Annotated in this window: 15 protein-coding genes; 2 read left to right on the forward strand and 13 right to left on the reverse strand. The window is 71.9% G+C overall.

The annotated features are described in order from the left end of the window. The first annotated feature begins 138 nt into the window (after positions 1-138). Positions 139-333: a hypothetical protein gene (locus GHR20_RS05690; RefSeq protein WP_111584125.1), complete on the forward strand. Its 195-nt coding sequence runs from the start codon at positions 139-141 to the stop codon at positions 331-333. Positions 334-528: 195 nt separating this feature from the next. Here GHR20_RS05690 and GHR20_RS05695 read toward each other — a convergent pair whose 3' ends face one another. Next, positions 529-1,314 (reverse strand): SGNH/GDSL hydrolase family protein, encoded by a 786-nt coding sequence (locus GHR20_RS05695; protein ID WP_153815857.1) that lies wholly within the window; start codon positions 1,312-1,314, stop codon positions 529-531. Between the two features lie 404 nt (positions 1,315-1,718). Between GHR20_RS05695 and GHR20_RS05700 the strand changes: the two genes are divergently transcribed. Beyond that, a complete protein-coding gene (locus tag GHR20_RS05700; protein ID WP_111584123.1) occupies positions 1,719-2,516 on the forward strand; it encodes a tyrosine-protein phosphatase in 798 nt (265 codons plus the stop codon). A 43-nt stretch (positions 2,517-2,559) separates the two neighbouring features. Here the strand turns inward: GHR20_RS05700 and GHR20_RS05705 are convergent, their stop codons facing one another. The 12 genes from GHR20_RS05705 to hpnC all read right to left on the reverse strand — a co-directional run bounded on the left by GHR20_RS05705 (position 2,560) and on the right by hpnC (position 16,239). After that, complete coding sequence (locus GHR20_RS05705; RefSeq protein WP_111584122.1) at positions 2,560-2,682, reverse strand: DUF6126 family protein; 123 nt, start codon at positions 2,680-2,682, stop codon at positions 2,560-2,562. Next, on the reverse strand, positions 2,679-3,305 hold the full coding sequence (locus GHR20_RS05710; protein ID WP_153812457.1) for an XRE family transcriptional regulator: 627 nt from the start codon (positions 3,303-3,305) through the stop codon (positions 2,679-2,681). Before GHR20_RS05710 ends, GHR20_RS05705 begins: the two co-directional genes overlap by 4 nt. Before the next feature lie 113 nt (positions 3,306-3,418). After that, positions 3,419-4,804 (reverse strand): aspartate aminotransferase family protein, encoded by a 1,386-nt coding sequence (locus tag GHR20_RS05715; protein WP_111584120.1) that lies wholly within the window; start codon positions 4,802-4,804, stop codon positions 3,419-3,421. After that, positions 4,801-6,696: a 1-deoxy-D-xylulose-5-phosphate synthase gene (gene dxs, locus GHR20_RS05720; RefSeq protein ID WP_153815858.1), complete on the reverse strand. Its 1,896-nt coding sequence runs from the start codon at positions 6,694-6,696 to the stop codon at positions 4,801-4,803. The genes GHR20_RS05715 and dxs overlap by 4 nt, the downstream gene beginning before the upstream one ends. A gap of 38 nt (positions 6,697-6,734) precedes the next feature. Then, positions 6,735-7,850, reverse strand: a complete 1,116-nt coding sequence (gene ispG, locus GHR20_RS05725) for a flavodoxin-dependent (E)-4-hydroxy-3-methylbut-2-enyl-diphosphate synthase (RefSeq protein WP_153812458.1) — start codon at positions 7,848-7,850, stop codon at positions 6,735-6,737. Positions 7,851-7,854: 4 nt separating this feature from the next. Then, positions 7,855-8,877, reverse strand: a complete 1,023-nt coding sequence (gene hpnH, locus GHR20_RS05730) for an adenosyl-hopene transferase HpnH (protein ID WP_111584117.1) — start codon at positions 8,875-8,877, stop codon at positions 7,855-7,857. 6 nt (positions 8,878-8,883) lie between these two features. After that, complete coding sequence (locus GHR20_RS05735) at positions 8,884-9,525, reverse strand: 1-hydroxy-2-methyl-2-butenyl 4-diphosphate reductase (protein ID WP_153812459.1); 642 nt, start codon at positions 9,523-9,525, stop codon at positions 8,884-8,886. Positions 9,526-9,527: 2 nt separating this feature from the next. After that, positions 9,528-11,591, reverse strand: coding sequence for a squalene--hopene cyclase (shc, locus tag GHR20_RS05740; protein ID WP_153812460.1), 2,064 nt, complete (start codon positions 11,589-11,591; stop codon positions 9,528-9,530). A 116-nt stretch (positions 11,592-11,707) separates the two neighbouring features. Beyond that, entirely contained in the window at positions 11,708-12,835 is a 1,128-nt protein-coding gene (locus GHR20_RS05745) for a polyprenyl synthetase family protein (protein WP_111584114.1), read from the reverse strand. After that, positions 12,835-14,259: a hydroxysqualene dehydroxylase HpnE gene (gene hpnE, locus GHR20_RS05750; RefSeq protein WP_153812461.1), complete on the reverse strand. Its 1,425-nt coding sequence runs from the start codon at positions 14,257-14,259 to the stop codon at positions 12,835-12,837. The genes GHR20_RS05745 and hpnE overlap by 1 nt, the downstream gene beginning before the upstream one ends. Before the next feature lie 124 nt (positions 14,260-14,383). Further along, complete coding sequence (gene hpnD / locus GHR20_RS05755) at positions 14,384-15,346, reverse strand: presqualene diphosphate synthase HpnD (RefSeq protein WP_153812462.1); 963 nt, start codon at positions 15,344-15,346, stop codon at positions 14,384-14,386. Continuing rightward, positions 15,343-16,239, reverse strand: coding sequence for a squalene synthase HpnC (gene hpnC / locus GHR20_RS05760; RefSeq protein WP_153812463.1), 897 nt, complete (start codon positions 16,237-16,239; stop codon positions 15,343-15,345). Before hpnC ends, hpnD begins: the two co-directional genes overlap by 4 nt. Positions 16,240-16,246: the final 7 nt, after the last annotated feature.

The following is a 16,246-nucleotide window of genomic DNA, read 5'->3' on the forward strand; positions in this document are numbered from 1 at the left end:
AAGAAAACGTCCGGTGACACGCGAGAGGCTCAAAGGCCGCCGGGAGACGGGGCGTTGGCGATCCGATCGCAAGGGCATACGCTGCGACCAGGTGGGCCGGGTCGTACGCCGGGGCACCACGCACCCAAGGGAGGATCCATGCCGTGGTGGGCGCTGATCCCGGTCGTCTCGATGATCACCGGGCCGCTCGCGCTCTATGTCATGACCCGGCGTAAACGCGACGGGGACAGGGCCGACGAGCGGTACGAGGAGCTCTCGCGGAAGTACACGGCGCTGCTGGAGGAGAACGCCTCGGGCGAGCTCCCGAAGGGCCGCGACCGCCGCCCCGAGTAACCGGCGCGCGGCGTCACCGATTTCCATGCGGGAACGGGATAACGCGAACCGGCATTCCGAAAGCGGGTTGCATAATTTTTCGCCGGCGGACGCGGGACGACGCGCGGGCGGCGAGCGGCATGTACGGCGAGACACGCGCGCCCCGCGCCGCACCGGGTGGGGTGCGGGGCGGGGCGGCGGGTGTTCCGGGCCCGGTCAGGCCACGGAGGCGATGCGCAGCCGGATGTCCTCGGGGGACAGCACGCCCTTCGCGGTGATGTGGTCACCGGAGGACTCGCCGCGCAGCCGGCGGCCGATCCACGGGACGAGGTGCTCACGGGCCCAGTGCACGTCGTCGCGGCGGACGTCCAGGGCGCCCCGGGGCGGCAGCGCGGGCCACGGCTGCTCCGGGTCGGCCGGGATCTCCAGGCCGAGCGCCTGCCCGGCGCGCAGCGCGACGCGGGTGTGCCCCTCGGGCGAGAGGTGCAGCCGGTCGCTGTCCCAGGCCCGGCGGTCCTGCACGGACCTCAGCGACCACAGGTCGAGCACCGGGCAGCCGTACCGGTCGGCGATGGCCCGCACATGCCCGTTGTACGTGGCGATCTTGCCGCGCAGGTGCTTGAGCAGGGGCACGCCCCGGGTGTCGAAGCCGGTGGTCACCAGGACGGTGCCGGCCGCCGCGGCGAGCCGGGCCACGGCCGCCTCGAACCGCTCGGCCACCTCGTCCGGGTCGGTGCCGGGACGGATGATGTCGTTGCCGCCCGCACACAGGGAGACCAGATCCGGGGCGAGTTCGGCCGCCTGCGGGACCTGGTCGGCCACGACCTGGTCCAGCAGCTTCCCGCGCACGGCGAGATTGGTGTACTGGAAGTCGCCCTCGGGCCGCCGATCGGCGAGCAGGACCGCCAACCGGTCGGCCCAGCCCACGAACGCCCCGTCGGGGCCGAGATCGCCGACGCCCTCGGTGAAGCTGTCCCCCACCGCCACGTACGACCCGATCACTGATCTGCTGTCATTCTTCGAATCGTCTGCCACGTCGGACCATGATTCACCTTGGGTTGTGACCTACGCGACCGTAGGAAGGGGTTGACGAACGGTGAGATGGACCACTCCGAAAGATTCTCCGTGACAGGAATACACCCACGGCCGGGGCTGTTGGCCCGCAGGCACCGCGTCCGCGCGCGGTAACTCCAGCGGCGCGCCCCGCTCTTGCGCGGGCGCACCCGGCGCTCCTCAGGTCCGCACCGTCGCAGGCCAAAGGCCCTCGGCGGCACGCGCCGGCGGCCTTGGGCACCCCCGTCGATCATGCCTGTGGACAACTCATTGCCCCACGAAACCAATGCCGTATGGTCGACGCAGCGCCCGCCGCGAGCCGTGACGGCGGGGACCGATCGGGAGGAGCCCCCGTGACGCAGCAGGTCCCGTCGACCGAGCCGGAGCTGGCCGGTGTGCGCAATTTCCGTGACGTCGGCGGACTGCCGACCGTGGACGGACGCCGGCTGCGCCAGGGCGTGCTGTTCCGCAGCGGGCACCTCGCGCACGCGACCGCGCGGGACGCGGTCTTCCTCTCCTCCCTGGGCCTGCACACGATCTTCGACTTCCGCAACGCCGCGGACCAGAAGCTGGAGGGCCCGGACGTCGCGCTGCCCGGCGTGCGCAATGTGAACCTGCCGCTGAGCGACCCGGCGGACGGCGCCGAGTTCTGGAAGATGGTCCGCGACGGCGACCTCGACCAGCTGCGCGCGATCCTGGACGACGGCAAGGGCGCGGCCCGGATGGTGGCCTCGTACCGCTCGATGGTGCGCACCCGCACGGCCGAGCACTCCCGGGTGCTGCACGCGATCGCCGAGGACAGCGTCCCTGCGCTGATGCACTGCGCGGCCGGCAAGGACCGCGCGGGCATCTCCATAGCCGTCACCCTGCTCGCCGTCGGGGTCGAGCGGGACGCGATCGTGGCCGACTACCTGGAGTCCAACGCCAAGCACCGCCGCTACAAGGTGCAGCGCAGCAGCAGTGCGCAGAGCGCGTACACCCCCGAGGTGATGGAGCTGCTCAGCCCGCTCTTCGACGCGCGCGCCGAGTATCTGGCGGCCGCCTTCGACAGCATCGAGGAGAACTGGGGCGGCGTGGACGGCTATCTGGAGCGGGGTCTGGGGCTGGCTCCCGAGACGCGGGAGCGGCTGCGGGCGCGGCTGGTGGACTGACCCGTCCGTCCGGTCCGCGCCCGCCGTACGCGCGGGCGCGGTCTCAGCCCTTGCCGCCGAGCGCGAACAGCAGATAGAGGAACGCGGCCAGCAGGTGGCCGAAGGCGATGTAGATGATCAGCCGGACCCACAGGGAACGGGGGAACTTGGTCTCGAGGTCGCTCATGTCAGCTCTCCGTTCAGGTGCCCCAGGCACAGTGCGGACGTGGGGCTCTGGAGCAGGGTGTGGACGAACAGCAGTTCCACGCCGTCCGGGTCCGCGGCGGCGAGGCGGTGCGGGGTGAGCGAGTCGAAGTGGGCGCTGTCCCCGGGGGCGAGCAGATGCGTGGCGTCACCGAGGCGCAGCCGCAGCCGGCCCTTGAGGACGTAGAGCCACTCCTCGCCGGGGTGGACGCGCACGATGTCGCCCTGTGCGCCGTAGGGCGCGTACACCCGCAGGGCCTGCATCCCCCGGCCGGGGGCCCCGGCCTGGAAGTAGGTCCACCCGGCGGCCCGGGTCGGGTCCATGTCGGCGGCGCGGACGATCGCGTTCTGGTCGGCGACCCGCTCCCCGAGGAGTTCGGAGACCGTCGTACCGTAGATACGGGCGAGCGCGAGCAGCATCGGCAGCGAGGGCTGTCGCTGCCCGGTCTCCAGCCGGGACAGATGGGCCGGTGAGAGTCCGGCGTCCCGGGCCGCGGCCTCCAGGGTGAGACCGGCCCGGCGGCGCAGTGCCCGCAGTTGCGGCGCGACGGCGGGCAGTTCCTCGCCCGGGCCCGCCGCGGGCGATGCGGCATCTGAGGCGTTCATGCCTCTATTCAGCGCCATTTTTGCCCGTCGGGCAATTTTCTTGCCTCTCAGGCAAAATCAGCGCCGGGCCTCGCGGGCGGCGGGCGCCCGGGAGGCCCGGCCTGTACTGAAGGTCAGCGGTTGGCCACCGCCTGTTTGATCAGTGTCTTGCCGAAGTCCCACATCAGGCCGCCGCCGCTGTGCGCGTCGTCCATCACCGCGGCGAAGCCCTCGACGAACCGGTCCACGTCCGCCTCGCCGAAGACGAGCGGCGGGATCAGCTTGATCACTTCGAGGTGGTCGCCGGAGACCTGGGTGAGAATCCGGTGCCGCTGGAGCAGCGGTACGACGACCATCTGGGCGAACAGTCCCTTGCGGGCGGCCTGGAGCATGGCCCAGCGGCTGCGCAGCTTCAGCGAGGACGGCCTGCCGAACTCGATGCCGATCATCAGGCCCCGGCCGCGCACGTCGGACAGCAGCTCGTACGTGTCGATCAATGCGGTGAGCCGGGATTTCAGCAGCTCACCCGTGGTGCGCACGCCCGCGACGATCTGCTCGTTCTCCATGACCGACAGCACGGCGAGCCCGCACGCCATCGCCTGCGCGTTGGCGCCGAAGCTCGCCGAGTGGACCAGGACGCGGTCCATGGACGAGTAGACCTTCCTGAAGATCCAGTCCTTGCCGAGGGTCGCGCCGACCGGGACATAGCCGCCGGACAGGGCCTTGGCGACGCACACCAGGTCCGGTTCCACGCCGTCCTCGTGCTGGTAGGCGTAGAAGTCGCCGGTACGGCCGAGGCCGGTCTGCACCTCGTCCGCGATCAGCAGGGCCTTGTGCCGGTGCAACAGCTCCTGGGCGGCGCGCAGATAGCCGGGCGGCGCCTCGTGCACGCCCTTGCCCTGGATCGGCTCCACGATCAGGGCGGCCACATCCCCCTTCTTCAACTCCCGTGCCAGGGCGTCGAGATCACCGAGGGGCAAAGCGGTGTCGGGCAGCAGCGGGGCGAAGCCGTCGCGGAAGCCGTTCTCCCCGTTGACGGACAGCGAGCCGGTGGTCAGCCCGTGGAAGGCGTGCTCGCAGTACAGGACGCGGGGCCGGCCGGTGGCGTAGCGGGCGAACTTCAGGGCCGTCTCGACCGCCTCGGTGCCGCTGTTGCCGAAGAACACCCGGTCCAGGTGCGGGCTGTGGACGAGCAGCCGCTCGGCGAGCAGCCCGGGCAGCGGCTGGCAGTCGAACCGGGTGAGGTCGGCGAGGTCCAGGTCGAGGACGTCGTGCAGCGCCTTGCGGACGACCGGGTGATGGCGGCCGAGGCCCATCACGCCGAACCCGGCGAGCATGTCCAGGTAGTCGTTGCCGTCGGCGTCGAAGAAGTGGGCACCCTCGGCACGCTCGTAGACCTTGTCGAAGCCGATGGTGTGCAACATGCGCGGGAGCTGCGGGTTGAGGTACTTCGTGTGCAGCTCGTAGCGCTCGGCTCCGCGCTCGGCGAGCAGGGCGCCGAGGTCGAACTCGCTGGTCATTCACTCTCCTTGACGGTGCCGCCGCAACCCTTGGCGGCCAGGCTCGCTGAAATGCGTCCGGCGATCTCCACCGGTGTGAGACCGAGGTCGGCCAGTACTTCGCTGCGCTTGGCGTGCGCCAGGAACTGGTCCGGGATGCCGAACTGCCGTACCGGCACGTCCACCCCGGCGTCCCTGAGGGCCTGTGCGACGGCCGAACCGACGCCGGAGGCTCGGCTGTTGTCCTCCACGACGGCCACCAGCCGGTGCGCCGAGGCCAGTTCCGGCAGGGCGGGGTCGACCGGCTTGACCCACCGGGGGTCCACCACCGTGCACCCGGTGCCGCCCTCCGCGAGGAGTTCCGCCGCGCCGAGGCACACCGGCGCCATCACCCCGACGGCGACCAGCAGCACCTTCGCCCGCTCCGCGCGGTGCAGTACGTCCATGCCGCCCACCCGGTCGAGGGCGGGGATGTCCGGGCCGACGTTCTCCTTCGGGAACCGCAGCACGGTCGGCGCGTCGTCCACGGCGACCGCCTCGCGCAACTGGCCGCGCAGCCGCGTGGCGTCGCGCGGGGCGGCGATCCGCAGGCCCGGCACCACCTGGAGGAGGGACATGTCCCACATGCCGTTGTGGGAGGCGCCGTCGGGACCGGTGACGCCGGCCCGGTCGAGGACGAAGGTGACCCCGCAGCGGTGCAGGGCGACATCCATCAGCACCTGGTCGAAGGCCCGGTTGAGGAAGGTGGCGTAGAGGGCGACGACCGGATGCAGCCCGGCGGTGGCGAGCCCGGCGGCCGAGGTGACCGCGTGCTGCTCGGCGATGCCCACGTCCCACACCCGCTCCGGGAAGCGCTCGGCGAAGGGGCCGAGGCCGACCGGGTGCAGCATCGCGGCGGTGAGCGCGACGACGTCCTCGCGCTCCTCCCCGATCCGCGTGATCTCCTCGCCGAACACCGAGGTCCAGGACCGCCCGCCGGTGGCGACGGGTGCGCGGGTCGCCGGGTCCATCACGCCGATGGCGTGGAAGCGGTCCAGCTCGTCGGCGAGCGCGGGCTCGTGGCCGCGGCCCTTCTCGGTCAGGCAGTGCACCAGGACGGGCCCGCGGAAGCGTTTGGCGCGGCGCAGCGCGGACTCGACGGCCCCGATGTCGTGCCCGTCGACCGGACCGACGTACTTCAGGCCCAGGTCCTCGAAGAGCCCCTGCGGGGCGAAGGCGTCCTTGAAGCCCTTCTTGGCGCCGTGCAGGGACTCGTAGAGGGGCGCGCCGACGACGGGGGTCCGCTGGAGGGCCTCCTTGCCCCAGGCGAGCACCTTCTCGTAGCCGTTCGTGGTGCGCAGGGTGGCCAAGTGGTCGGCGAGTCCGCCGATGGTCGGGGCATAGGAGCGCGCGTTGTCGTTGACGACGATGATCAGCGGCCGGTCGGGGGCGTCCGCGATGTTGTTCAGCGCCTCCCAGGCCATGCCGCCGGTCAGCGCGCCGTCCCCGACGACGGCGACCACATGGCCGCGCTCCCCCTTCACCTCGCGCGCCTTGGCGAGGCCGTCGGCCCAGCCGAGCGCGGTGGAGGCGTGGCTGTTCTCGATGACGTCGTGCTCGGACTCCTCGCGCGCCGGGTAGCCGGAGAGGCCGCCCTTGCCGCGCAGCTTGGAGAAGTCCTGACGTCCGGTCAGAAGCTTGTGTACGTAGGACTGATGGCCGGTGTCCCAGAGGATCCGGTCGACCGGCGACTCGAAGACCCGGTGCAGGGCGATGGTCAGTTCCACCACGCCCAGGTTGGGCCCGAGATGACCGCCGGTGCGCGAGACCGCCTGCACCAGGAACTCGCGTATCTCCCCGGCCAGTTCGCCGAGTTCCGCCCCGGACAAGCCCTTCAGGTCACGCGGTTGCCGGATCGTCTCCAGAATCGTCACGTTCATGGCCCCCTCTCGCTCCGTGCAGTTACGTGGACTCAACTCATCCGCTCGGCGAGCCGCTGCGCCTCCTCGATCAGGGTCTCGACGATCCGGGACTCCGGGACGGTCCGCACGACCTCCCCCTTGACGAAGATCTGCCCCTTTCCGTTGCCCGAGGCAACTCCCAGATCGGCCTCACGGGCCTCTCCGGGGCCGTTGACCACACAGCCCATCACCGCCACCCGCAGCGGCACTTCGAGGCCGTCGAGCCCGGCGGTGACCTCGTCCGCGAGCCGGTAGACGTCCACCTGGGCGCGACCGCAGGAGGGACACGAGACGATCTCCAGGCGGCGCCGGCGCAGGCCCAGGGACTCCAGGATCTGGATGCCGACCTTGACCTCCTCCACCGGCGGCGCGGACAGCGACACGCGGATGGTGTCGCCGATGCCGCTCGACAGCAGCGCCCCGAACGCGACGGCCGACTTGATGGTGCCCTGGAACGCGGGGCCGGCCTCCGTGACGCCCAGGTGCAGCGGATAGTCGCACCGCTCGGCCAGCTGGCGGTACGCCTCGATCATCACGACCGGGTCGTTGTGCTTGACCGAGATCTTGATGTCCCGGAAGTCGTGCTCCTCGAAGAGCGACGCCTCCCACAGCGCCGACTCGACCAGCGCCTCCGGGGTGGCCCTGCCGTACCTCCGCAGCAGCCGCCGGTCCAGGGACCCGGCGTTGACCCCGATCCGGACCGGTGTGCCGCGGTCCTTCGCGGCGCGCGCGATCTGCGCGATCTGGTCGTCGAACTTCTTGATGTTGCCCGGGTTGACCCGGACCGCCGCGCAGCCCGCCTCGATGGCCGCGAAGACGTACTTGGGCTGGAAGTGGATGTCCGCGATCACCGGGATCTGCGACTTGCGCGCGATGACCGCAAGCGCGTCCGCGTCGTCCTGCGTGGGGCAGGCGACGCGGACGATCTGGCAGCCGGACGCGGTGAGTTCGGCGATCTGCTGGAGGGTGGCGCCGATGTCCGACGTACGGGTCGTCGTCATCGACTGCACCGAGACCGGGGCCCCGCCCCCGACCGCCACCGGCCCGACATGGATCTCCCGCGACCGCCGCCGCGGGGCCGCCTGCCGGGCCGGTACCTCGGGAACGCCCAAGGGTACGGCGGTCATCGCGCTACGCCCGGTTTCCCGAGACCGTCTCGCGCAGGGCCCGCAGCGACTCCGTCAGGGAGCCCATGGTGGCGAGCACGGAGGTGGGCTCGTAGCCGCAGTGCGCCATGCAGTTGGCGCAGCGCGGGTCCTTGCCGCGGCCGTACTTGTCCCAGTCGGTGTCCTCCACCAGCTCCCGGTACGTCGGCACGTACCCGTCGCTCATCAGGTAGCAGGGCCGCTGCCAGCCGAAGAGCGAGTAGTTCGGGATCGCCCAGGCGGTGCACGGGAAGTCGACCTTGCCCTCCAGGAAGTCCAGGAAGAGCGGGGAGTGGTTGAGCCGCCACTTCTTGCGGTTGCCGCCCGCGAACGCCTTCCGGAACAGCTCGCGGGTCTGCTCCACGCCGAGGAAGTGCTCCTGGTCCGGGGCCTTCTCGTAGGCGTAGGCGGGCGAGATCATCATCTCGTCCACCTTGAGGTCGTCGTTGAGGAAGTTGAGCACCTCGACGACGGTCTGCGGGGTGTCGGTGTTGAAGAAGGTGGAGTTGGTGGTCACCCGGAAGCCGCGCCGCTTGGCCTCCTTGATGGCCGCCACCGCCTCGTCGAACACGCCCTCCTTGGCGACGGACTCGTCGTGCCGCTCGCGCAGCCCGTCGATGTGTACCGCGAAGGCGAAGTACGGCGAGGGGGTGAACTTCTCCATCTTCTTGCGCAGCAGCATCGCGTTGGTGCACAGGAAGACGTACTTCCTCTTGGCCACCAACTGCCGCACGATCTCGTCGATCTGAGGATGCATCAGGGGCTCACCGCCCGCGATGGAGACCATCGGCGCACCCGATTCGAGCACCGCGCCCACCGCCTGGGCGACCGGCATGCGCTGCTTGAGCACCCCGGCCGGATGCTGGATCTTGCCGCAGCCCTCGCACTTGAGGTTGCACGCGAAGAGCGGTTCGAGCTCCACGATGAGCGGGAACTTGTCCCGCTTGCGGAGCTTCTGTTCGGCCAGGTATGTAGCGACCTTGATGGACTGACGCAACGGCATGGCCATCTGGGCTCACCTCCGGGGGAGCAGCAAAGAACGGTGCCATTCGAAATATGCGGGAAGTACGGAACGAAGAACGCGGAAGGCTGATATTCCACCGCGCACCGTGCCGATCCGGACGAGTTCGTGTTCGGGAGTGTCGACGACCACCCGGACGGCGGCGACCGGGCGTTCGCCCGCGGTCACGGCGCTGAGCAGGGTGGCCGCGGACTCCATGTCGACGGCGATCGCGCCCATCGCGCGCAGGGCGGACCGTTCGGGACCGCGGACGACATGATCGGATCCGGTGAGCGGGCCGGTGTGGACCGTGCGGCCGGGCAGCAGCCGCGCGAGTTCCCTCACCAGCAGTTCGGTGCCCGCGCACGGGACGGTCCCGTGCGGGTCCCGGGTCTCCTCGGCGACCACCAGGTCGCCGGGGTGCATACCGGGGGCGAGGCCCGCGCAGAAGCCGGTGGCCACCACGGCGGCGTCGGTGAGCGCGGGCCGGGCCAGGTGCCGGGCGAGGGAGCGCCGCGCCGCCCGCGGCCCCATCCCGGTACGGACGAACGTGACCGGCCCGCCGGCCCCGCCGCGGTCGCCCGAGCGCAGGGCGAGGTGCTCGATGCCGAGCGCGCAGGCGATCAGCAGCGGGGCCGGAGCGGGCTGGACGGTCACGGTCAGCTCCCCTTGGCCTCGGCGAGCGGTGACCCGGCGGGCTTGGCCGCGGCGGTCCGCGGCCGGGGGGTCCTGGCGAGCAGCTGCCGCTCGAAGGGGTCGCCGTGCAGATACCGGCCGAGCGCGGTGAGCGGGAACACCTGCCGGTACAGGTGGTAGTTGATGGAGAAGTCCCAGGGGAAGCCGGTACCGGTGAAGTACGGCTCGTCCCAGGTGCCGTCCTCGCGCTGGGTGGCCGCGAGCCACTGGACGCCCCGCTCGACGGCCTGGGAGTCCTTCTCCCCCGCCGCGAGCAGCGCCATCAGCGCCCACGCGGTCTGCGAGGGGGTGGAGGCGCCCCGGCCGGCCCATTCCCTGACGTGCTTGTAGGAGCGCAGGTCCTCGCCCCAGCCGCCGTCGTCGTTCTGGACCGACTCCAGCCAGGTCACCGCCCGGCGGATCGCCGGGTGGGCGACCGGCATCCCGGCCGCGGTCAGCGCCGGGACCACCGACCCTGTGCCGTAGATGTAGTTGACGCCCCAGCGGCCGAACCACGCGCCGTTCTGCTCCTGTTCGGCGAGCAGCCAGGCGATTCCGCGCCGGGTGCGCGGGTCGTGGGCGAGACCCTCGGCGGCGAGCATCTCCACCACGTGCGCGGTGACGTCCGCGGAGGGCGGGTCGATGACCTCGCCGAAGTCGCAGAACGGCAGCCGGTTGGGGAACGGGCTGGTGTTGTCGACGTCGAAGGCGCCCCACGCGCCGTTCTTCGACTGCATGCCGAGGTTCCAGCGCACCGCGCGCCCGATCGCCCGGTCCGTGCGCTCCGGGTCGTGGTGCCGGATCCGGCGCAGTGCGAGGGAGACCTCGGCGGTGTCGTCGATATCGGGGTAGTTGTCGTTGTGAAACTCGAACGCCCAGCCGCCCGGCGGCAGTTGGGGACGCTTGACGGCCCAGTCACCGGGCCGGACGATCTCCTCGCCCAGCAACCAGTCGGCGGCCTTGACCAGTTGGGGGTGGTCGGCGGGCAGTCCGGCGTCGACCAGCGCGATGGCGGCGAGACAGGTGTCCCACACCGGGGACTGGCACGCCTCGATCATCCGGGCGCCGTCCTCACGCCAGACGGCGAACCGGTCCAGGGAGGCCAACCCCTCGCGCAGCACGGGGTGTTCGAGGTCGTAGCCGAGCAGATGCAGGGCGATGACCGAGTACACGGCCGGGGGCTGGATGCCGCCCCAGCAGCCGTCGTTCTCCTGCCGCTCGATGATCCAGCGGGCGGCGGCGTTCATCGCGGCCCTTCGCAGCCGGCGCGGGACGACCTTGCGCAGCTGCTGGAGCGCCCTGTCCAGGCGCTGGAAGGCCCCGTCCCAGGTGTTCGCCGGGGCGAGGGGCTTGGGCGGGTTGGGGTTCGCCGGGTCGGTGTGCAGTTCGTCCAGCGCGAAGGGCGCGGGGCGCACCGGGCGCTTGGCCGAGACGATGGTGAGCGGCACGATCGTCTGCCGGGCCCAGCACCCGAAGTCGTAGATGTTCAGCGGCATCCAGCCGGGGAACCAGATCAGCTCCGGAGGCATCTCCGGCAGGTCTTCCCATTTCCACCAGCCGAACAGGGCGAGCCAGATGCGGGTGAAGACCCGGGCGGAGGCGATGCCGCCGCGCTCGCGGATCCAGGCGGCGGCCCGCGCCATGTGCGGGTCGTCGGGCGCGTCGCCGGCCAGCCGCAGGGCGACGTACGCCTCGATGGTGGTGGACAGTTCGCCGGGCCCGCCCCAGAAGGTGGCCCAGGTGCCGTCCTCGCGCTGCTCGCCGCGGATGAACTTCGCGGCGGCCTGTGTGGTGCGTTCCTCCTGGATGCCCAGGAACTGGCGGAGCAGCAGGTCCTCGGCGTCCATGGTGACGTTGGTCTCCAGGTCGCCCTTCCACCAGCCCTCGGCGTCCTGCCGGGCGAGCAGGAAGTCGGTGGCGCGGCGGGCGGCCCGTGCGGCGGCTTCCGGTACCCCGGCCGCCTCGGGCGTGGTGAGGGTGGTGTCGCTGGCCGCGGCAGCGCGGGACGGCAAGGTGGCCCCGGTGCTTCCGTCGGTCGTCGCTGTCATGGCTTCCCCTTCGTACAGTCGTGCGAGACGTGCTGCTGTGGGTCCGCCGTCGGCCGGTGTGCGTCCTGTCGCGCCACCGGCCGGCGACTACGCGAGGCTTGTTCGACCGATAGTGATCATCTCTTCCGTACGACGACGAAGTCGGCGAGAGCCGTGAAGGCGGCCCGTACCCGGTCGGGCATGGTGACCGCGTCCAGGGCGCTGACGGCGATGGTGTGCTGGCGGCGCGCCTCCTCGGCGGTCCACTCGCGGCCCCCGGCCTCCTCGATGAGGGCGGCGCGGGCCGCGAACTCCTCCTCGGAGAAGTTCTCGAAGTCGCTGCTCTTGGCGTCGGCGGCGAGGATCTCGCCGAGCCGCTCGGAGGCGGGTCCGCCGGCCGCGAGCGCGGCGACCACCGGCAGCGACTTCTTGCGCTGGCGCAGGTCGCTCCAGGTCTGCTTGCCGGTGGCCTCCGGGTCGCCCCAGATGCCGAGCAGGTCGTCCACGGCCTGGAAGGCGAGGCCGAGGTGGTAGCCGTAGCGCTCCAGCGCGTCGGCGGTGGCGTCGTCGGCGCCGCCGAGGACCGCGCCGATGGAGGAGGCACAGGCGAGCAGCGCGCCGGTCTTGTTGCCCTCCATCTCCAGGCACTCCTCGACGCTGACCCGGTCGCGGTGCTCGTAGGAGATGTCCTGGGCCTGGCCGTCGATCAGGGCGCGGGTGGCGGTGGTGAGCCGGCGGGTGGCGCGGCCGGCCTCGACCGAACCGAGCTCCAGCAGCACCTCGTTGGCCAGCGCGAACAGGGCGTCGCCGACCAGGATCGCCTGGGCGGGGCCGTGCACCTTCCAGACGGTGTCGCGGTGGCGGCGCTGCTCGTCGCCGTCCATCAGGTCGTCGTGCAGCAGCGAGAAGTTGTGGACCAGTTCGACGGCGACGGCGCCCGGGACGCCGGTCTCCGGCGCGCTGCCGGTGACCTCGGCGGAGAGCACCGCGAGTGCGGGGCGTACGGCCTTGCCGCCGTCGCCGTCGGCCGGGTTGCCGGCCGCGTCGATCCAGCCGAAGTGGTAGGCGGCGACGGTGTCCATGGGAGGAGCGAGGCGGTCGACGGCCGCACGCAGGACCGGCGTGGCCAGGGTCCGTCCGCGCTCCAGCAGCGCGGTGACGTCCACCGCGGTCTCCGTCGAGGCCGGGGGCACAGTGGGCACAGTCTCTCCTCTTGTTGCGGTACCGAAGGTGCGGGGGCCCGCCGCCGGCTGCCGGTGCGGCATCAGGCCGCCTCCTCGAAGGCGAAGAGACGGCTGGGGCGGGGCCGGCCGAGGGCGCGGAGCGCGGCATCGGCCGCGCTCACTCCGCTGCGGACCGCACTCTCCATGGTCGCGGGCCACCCGGTGGCGGTCCACGCTCCGGCCAGGTACAGGCCGGATGCCTTGGTGCGGGCGCCGGGGCGCAGCCGCCCGACGCCGGGGGCGGGCGCGAACGTCGCCGTGCGCTCCCGGGTCACGAAGAAGTCCTCGATCACGGCGCCGCGCGTGCCCGGGATGAGCTTCTCCAGCTCCGGGACGTAGCGCTCGCGCAGTTCCGCGACGGGGAGGTCGATGTCGTCCCGCGCGGCCGACTGGGACAGCGCGAGGTACTGGCCCGAGCGCAGCCCGGAGGCGTGGGTGCGGTCGAAGACCCATTGCACGGGGGTGCCGAGGGCGGCGAAGAAGGGGCGCGCGAGCACCTCGCGGTCGTACACCACATGCACGTTGAGGATGGGGGCGGTGCCGATCTCCAGCAGCCGCTCGGGCTCGTCGAGGGCGCCGGGCGGCAGCAGTTCGTACGCCTCGCGCTGGGGTACGGCGAGGACGACGGCGTCGGTTTCGAGGCGCTCGCCGGGAACCTCGACGCGCCAGCCGCCGTTCTCCATGGCAGAGACGGAGGTGACGCGTGAACGGACCTCGGTACGCACGCCCGCGGAGTCGAGCGCCTTGCGGGCCAGCCGGTCGTGCAGTTCGCCCAGCGGGACGTGGGCCCAGCCGATGTCGGCCGCTCCCGGGTCGGACAGCAGACCGGTCTTGAACACCATCGCGGCGAGCCCCAGCGAGGAGTCGCCCGCGACCGCGTTGAGGGTGGCGACCCCGACCAGGTCCCACAGGGCCTCGATGGCACGCGCGGACTGGCCGTGGGCGGCCAGCCAGCTGCCGAAGTCCTGGGTGTCCAGGGTCGGATCGGCGAGGTCGAGACCCTTGAGCGCGAGCGCGGCACGCCCGACGGAGGCGCGCTCGGCGAGCGAGAGGTGCGGATAGGCGGCCAGGCTGCGCCCCAGGTGCAGGGGGACGGGCAGCGGGTCGCGCCGCAGCCTGCCGAGTCGCCGGCCCTCGGGCTTGGCGAGGTCCACGACGGGCACGTCCAGGCGGTCCTGAAGCGGTGCCAGCGCCGCGCCCTCGATCCGGTCGAGGAACCAGCGGTAGGCGGTGCAGCAGCGCAGGTACACGTGCTGGCCGTTGTCGACGGTCAGTCCGCCGCGCTGGAAGGAGAAGGCGAGGCCGCCCAGTCGGGGCCTGCCTTCGAGCAGGGTGACGCGCACCCCCGCGTCGGCGAGGGCGAGCGCCGCGGTGACGCCGGCGAGGCCACCGCCGATCACGACGGCGCCGCGGGCCGCGCTGTCGGGGGTGCGCTGTCCCGGTGCGGGGCGTGCGCCGTCGCTCATGGTGCGTCCTTCCGTGCGTGCCGGCCGTGCTGGTTGAACGGTGCACGTACGGTCGTCGCAGTCAGGGACGCCACGCCGGGGCGCGGGGTTGCCCGGCGGAAGTCCCCTGGTGCGGTGCGGTGCATCAGGCGCGCCTCCCGACGGTCCGCCCGGCGCCGTGACGGGTGACCTGCCGGGTGTCGAGTCCGGACAGGCCGCGCACGGCGACGTACGCCTTCTCGTGGCCGGGCAGCGAGACCCGGCCGCGCAGCACGGCCTCGGGCTCGCGCGCGATGCGGTCGAGGAGGCGGCGGTAGATGCCGGCCATGGCGGCCACGCAGGCGCCGCTGCGCCGGTCGAGCATGGGCAGCAGCTGGTAGCCCTCGGCGAAAAGGGCGCGGGCGCGGCGGACCTCGAAGTGCACGAGGCCCGCGAAGTCGGAGCCCTCCGGGGGCGTGGGCCGCTCGAACCCGGCCGCGCAGCCGAACTTGGCCAGGTCGTCGGCGGGCAGATAGGTACGGCCGCCCAGGGCGTCCTCGCGGACGTCCCGGAGGATGTTGGTGAGCTGGAGCGCGAGGCCGAGCGTGTCGGCGTACTCGGCGGCGCGCTCGGCGCCGCGGGCGCCGGGCTCGGTGCCGAACACGCCGAGCGAGAGACGGCCGATGGCACCGGCGACACACCGGCAGTAGACCTTCAGGTCGTCCCAGGTCTCGTAGGTCTCCCCGCGCGCGTCCATCTCCACGCCGTCGATCAGCTCGTCCAGCCCGCCGAGCGGGATCGGGAAGGCCGCGGCGGCATGGGTGAGGGCGACGGCCACCGGGTCGGTGTCGTCCTCCTCGACGCCGCCCTCCCGGATGCGGGCGAGCAGGGCCCGGGTCTCCTGGAGCCGCACCACCTTCACGTCGTCGGCCAGATCACCGTCGCCGATGTCGTCGACACGCCGTGAGAACGCGTACAGCGCCGACATGGCGCGCCGCTTCGGTGTGGGCAGCAGCCGGATGCCGTACGCGAAGTTACGGGCCTGCTGTCCGGTCACCGTCTCGCAGTAGCGGTAGGCGGCGAGCACCGGTGCGGACACGTGCGACGCAGACTCCACGGTCCGGATCACCCCTCTCCTCGCAGAATCACGCCCGCCTCACGCAGCAACTGGACCTTGCCTGGTTTGGGCGGGCCGGGAAGAACGTCGTATTCGGCGGCGGCGATCGCGCGGACCGCCGCCCTTCCCCCCGCCACGAACCCTGCGAGCAGCAGCTTCAACCTGCCGTGGACGCTACCCACCAGGGGGGCGCCTTCATTCAGCAGATCGCGGGCGCGTTGCGCTTCGTATGCAACCAGGGCGCGCATCGATGCGCCCGCGGTTTTCGCGGACAGATCCGTTTCCGTGACGTGGAAGCGCTTCATGTCCGCGGCCGGAAGATAGATCCGGTCGCGGCGGAAGTCCTCGGCGACGTCCTGGAGGTGTTCCACGATCTGGAGCGCGGTGCAGATCGCGTCGGACAGACGGATCCGCTCGGGGGTCGAGGTGCCGGTGACGGCGAGGACGAGGCGGCCGACGGGGTTGGCGGACAGCTCGCAGTAGGCGAGGAGGTCGTCGTACGTCTCGTACCGGGTGACGAGCTGGTCCTGGCGGTTGGCCGCGATCAGGCCGAGGAACGGCTCGGGGGTGAGCGCCCGGCGCCGTACGACGGGCTGGAGCCGGCGCAGCAGGGGATGGCTCGGGGTGGCGTCGAAGACCCGGCGCAGATCGGCCTCGAAGGCGTCGAGCAGGAGCAGCCGGTCCCCGGCCTCGGTGGCCGACACGCCGAGCAGTTCGGCGTCGGCTCCGCCGGGGGCGAGGTCGCCGTCGCCGATGTCGTCGACCAGACGGGCGAAGCCGTAGACCGCCATGAGGTCGTGGCGCCAGTCGCGGGGCAGGAAGAAGGGGGCCACGGGGAAGTTCTCGTTCGCAGCCTTGTCGAGGGTGGCGCGTTCCAGGTCCGGCGCCGGTCTGGTGGCCGTCATCGGGCGA

Origin of the sequence: Streptomyces sp. SUK 48 (assembly GCF_009650765.1) — a bacterium.
Lineage (GTDB): Bacteria > Actinomycetota > Actinomycetes > Streptomycetales > Streptomycetaceae > Streptomyces.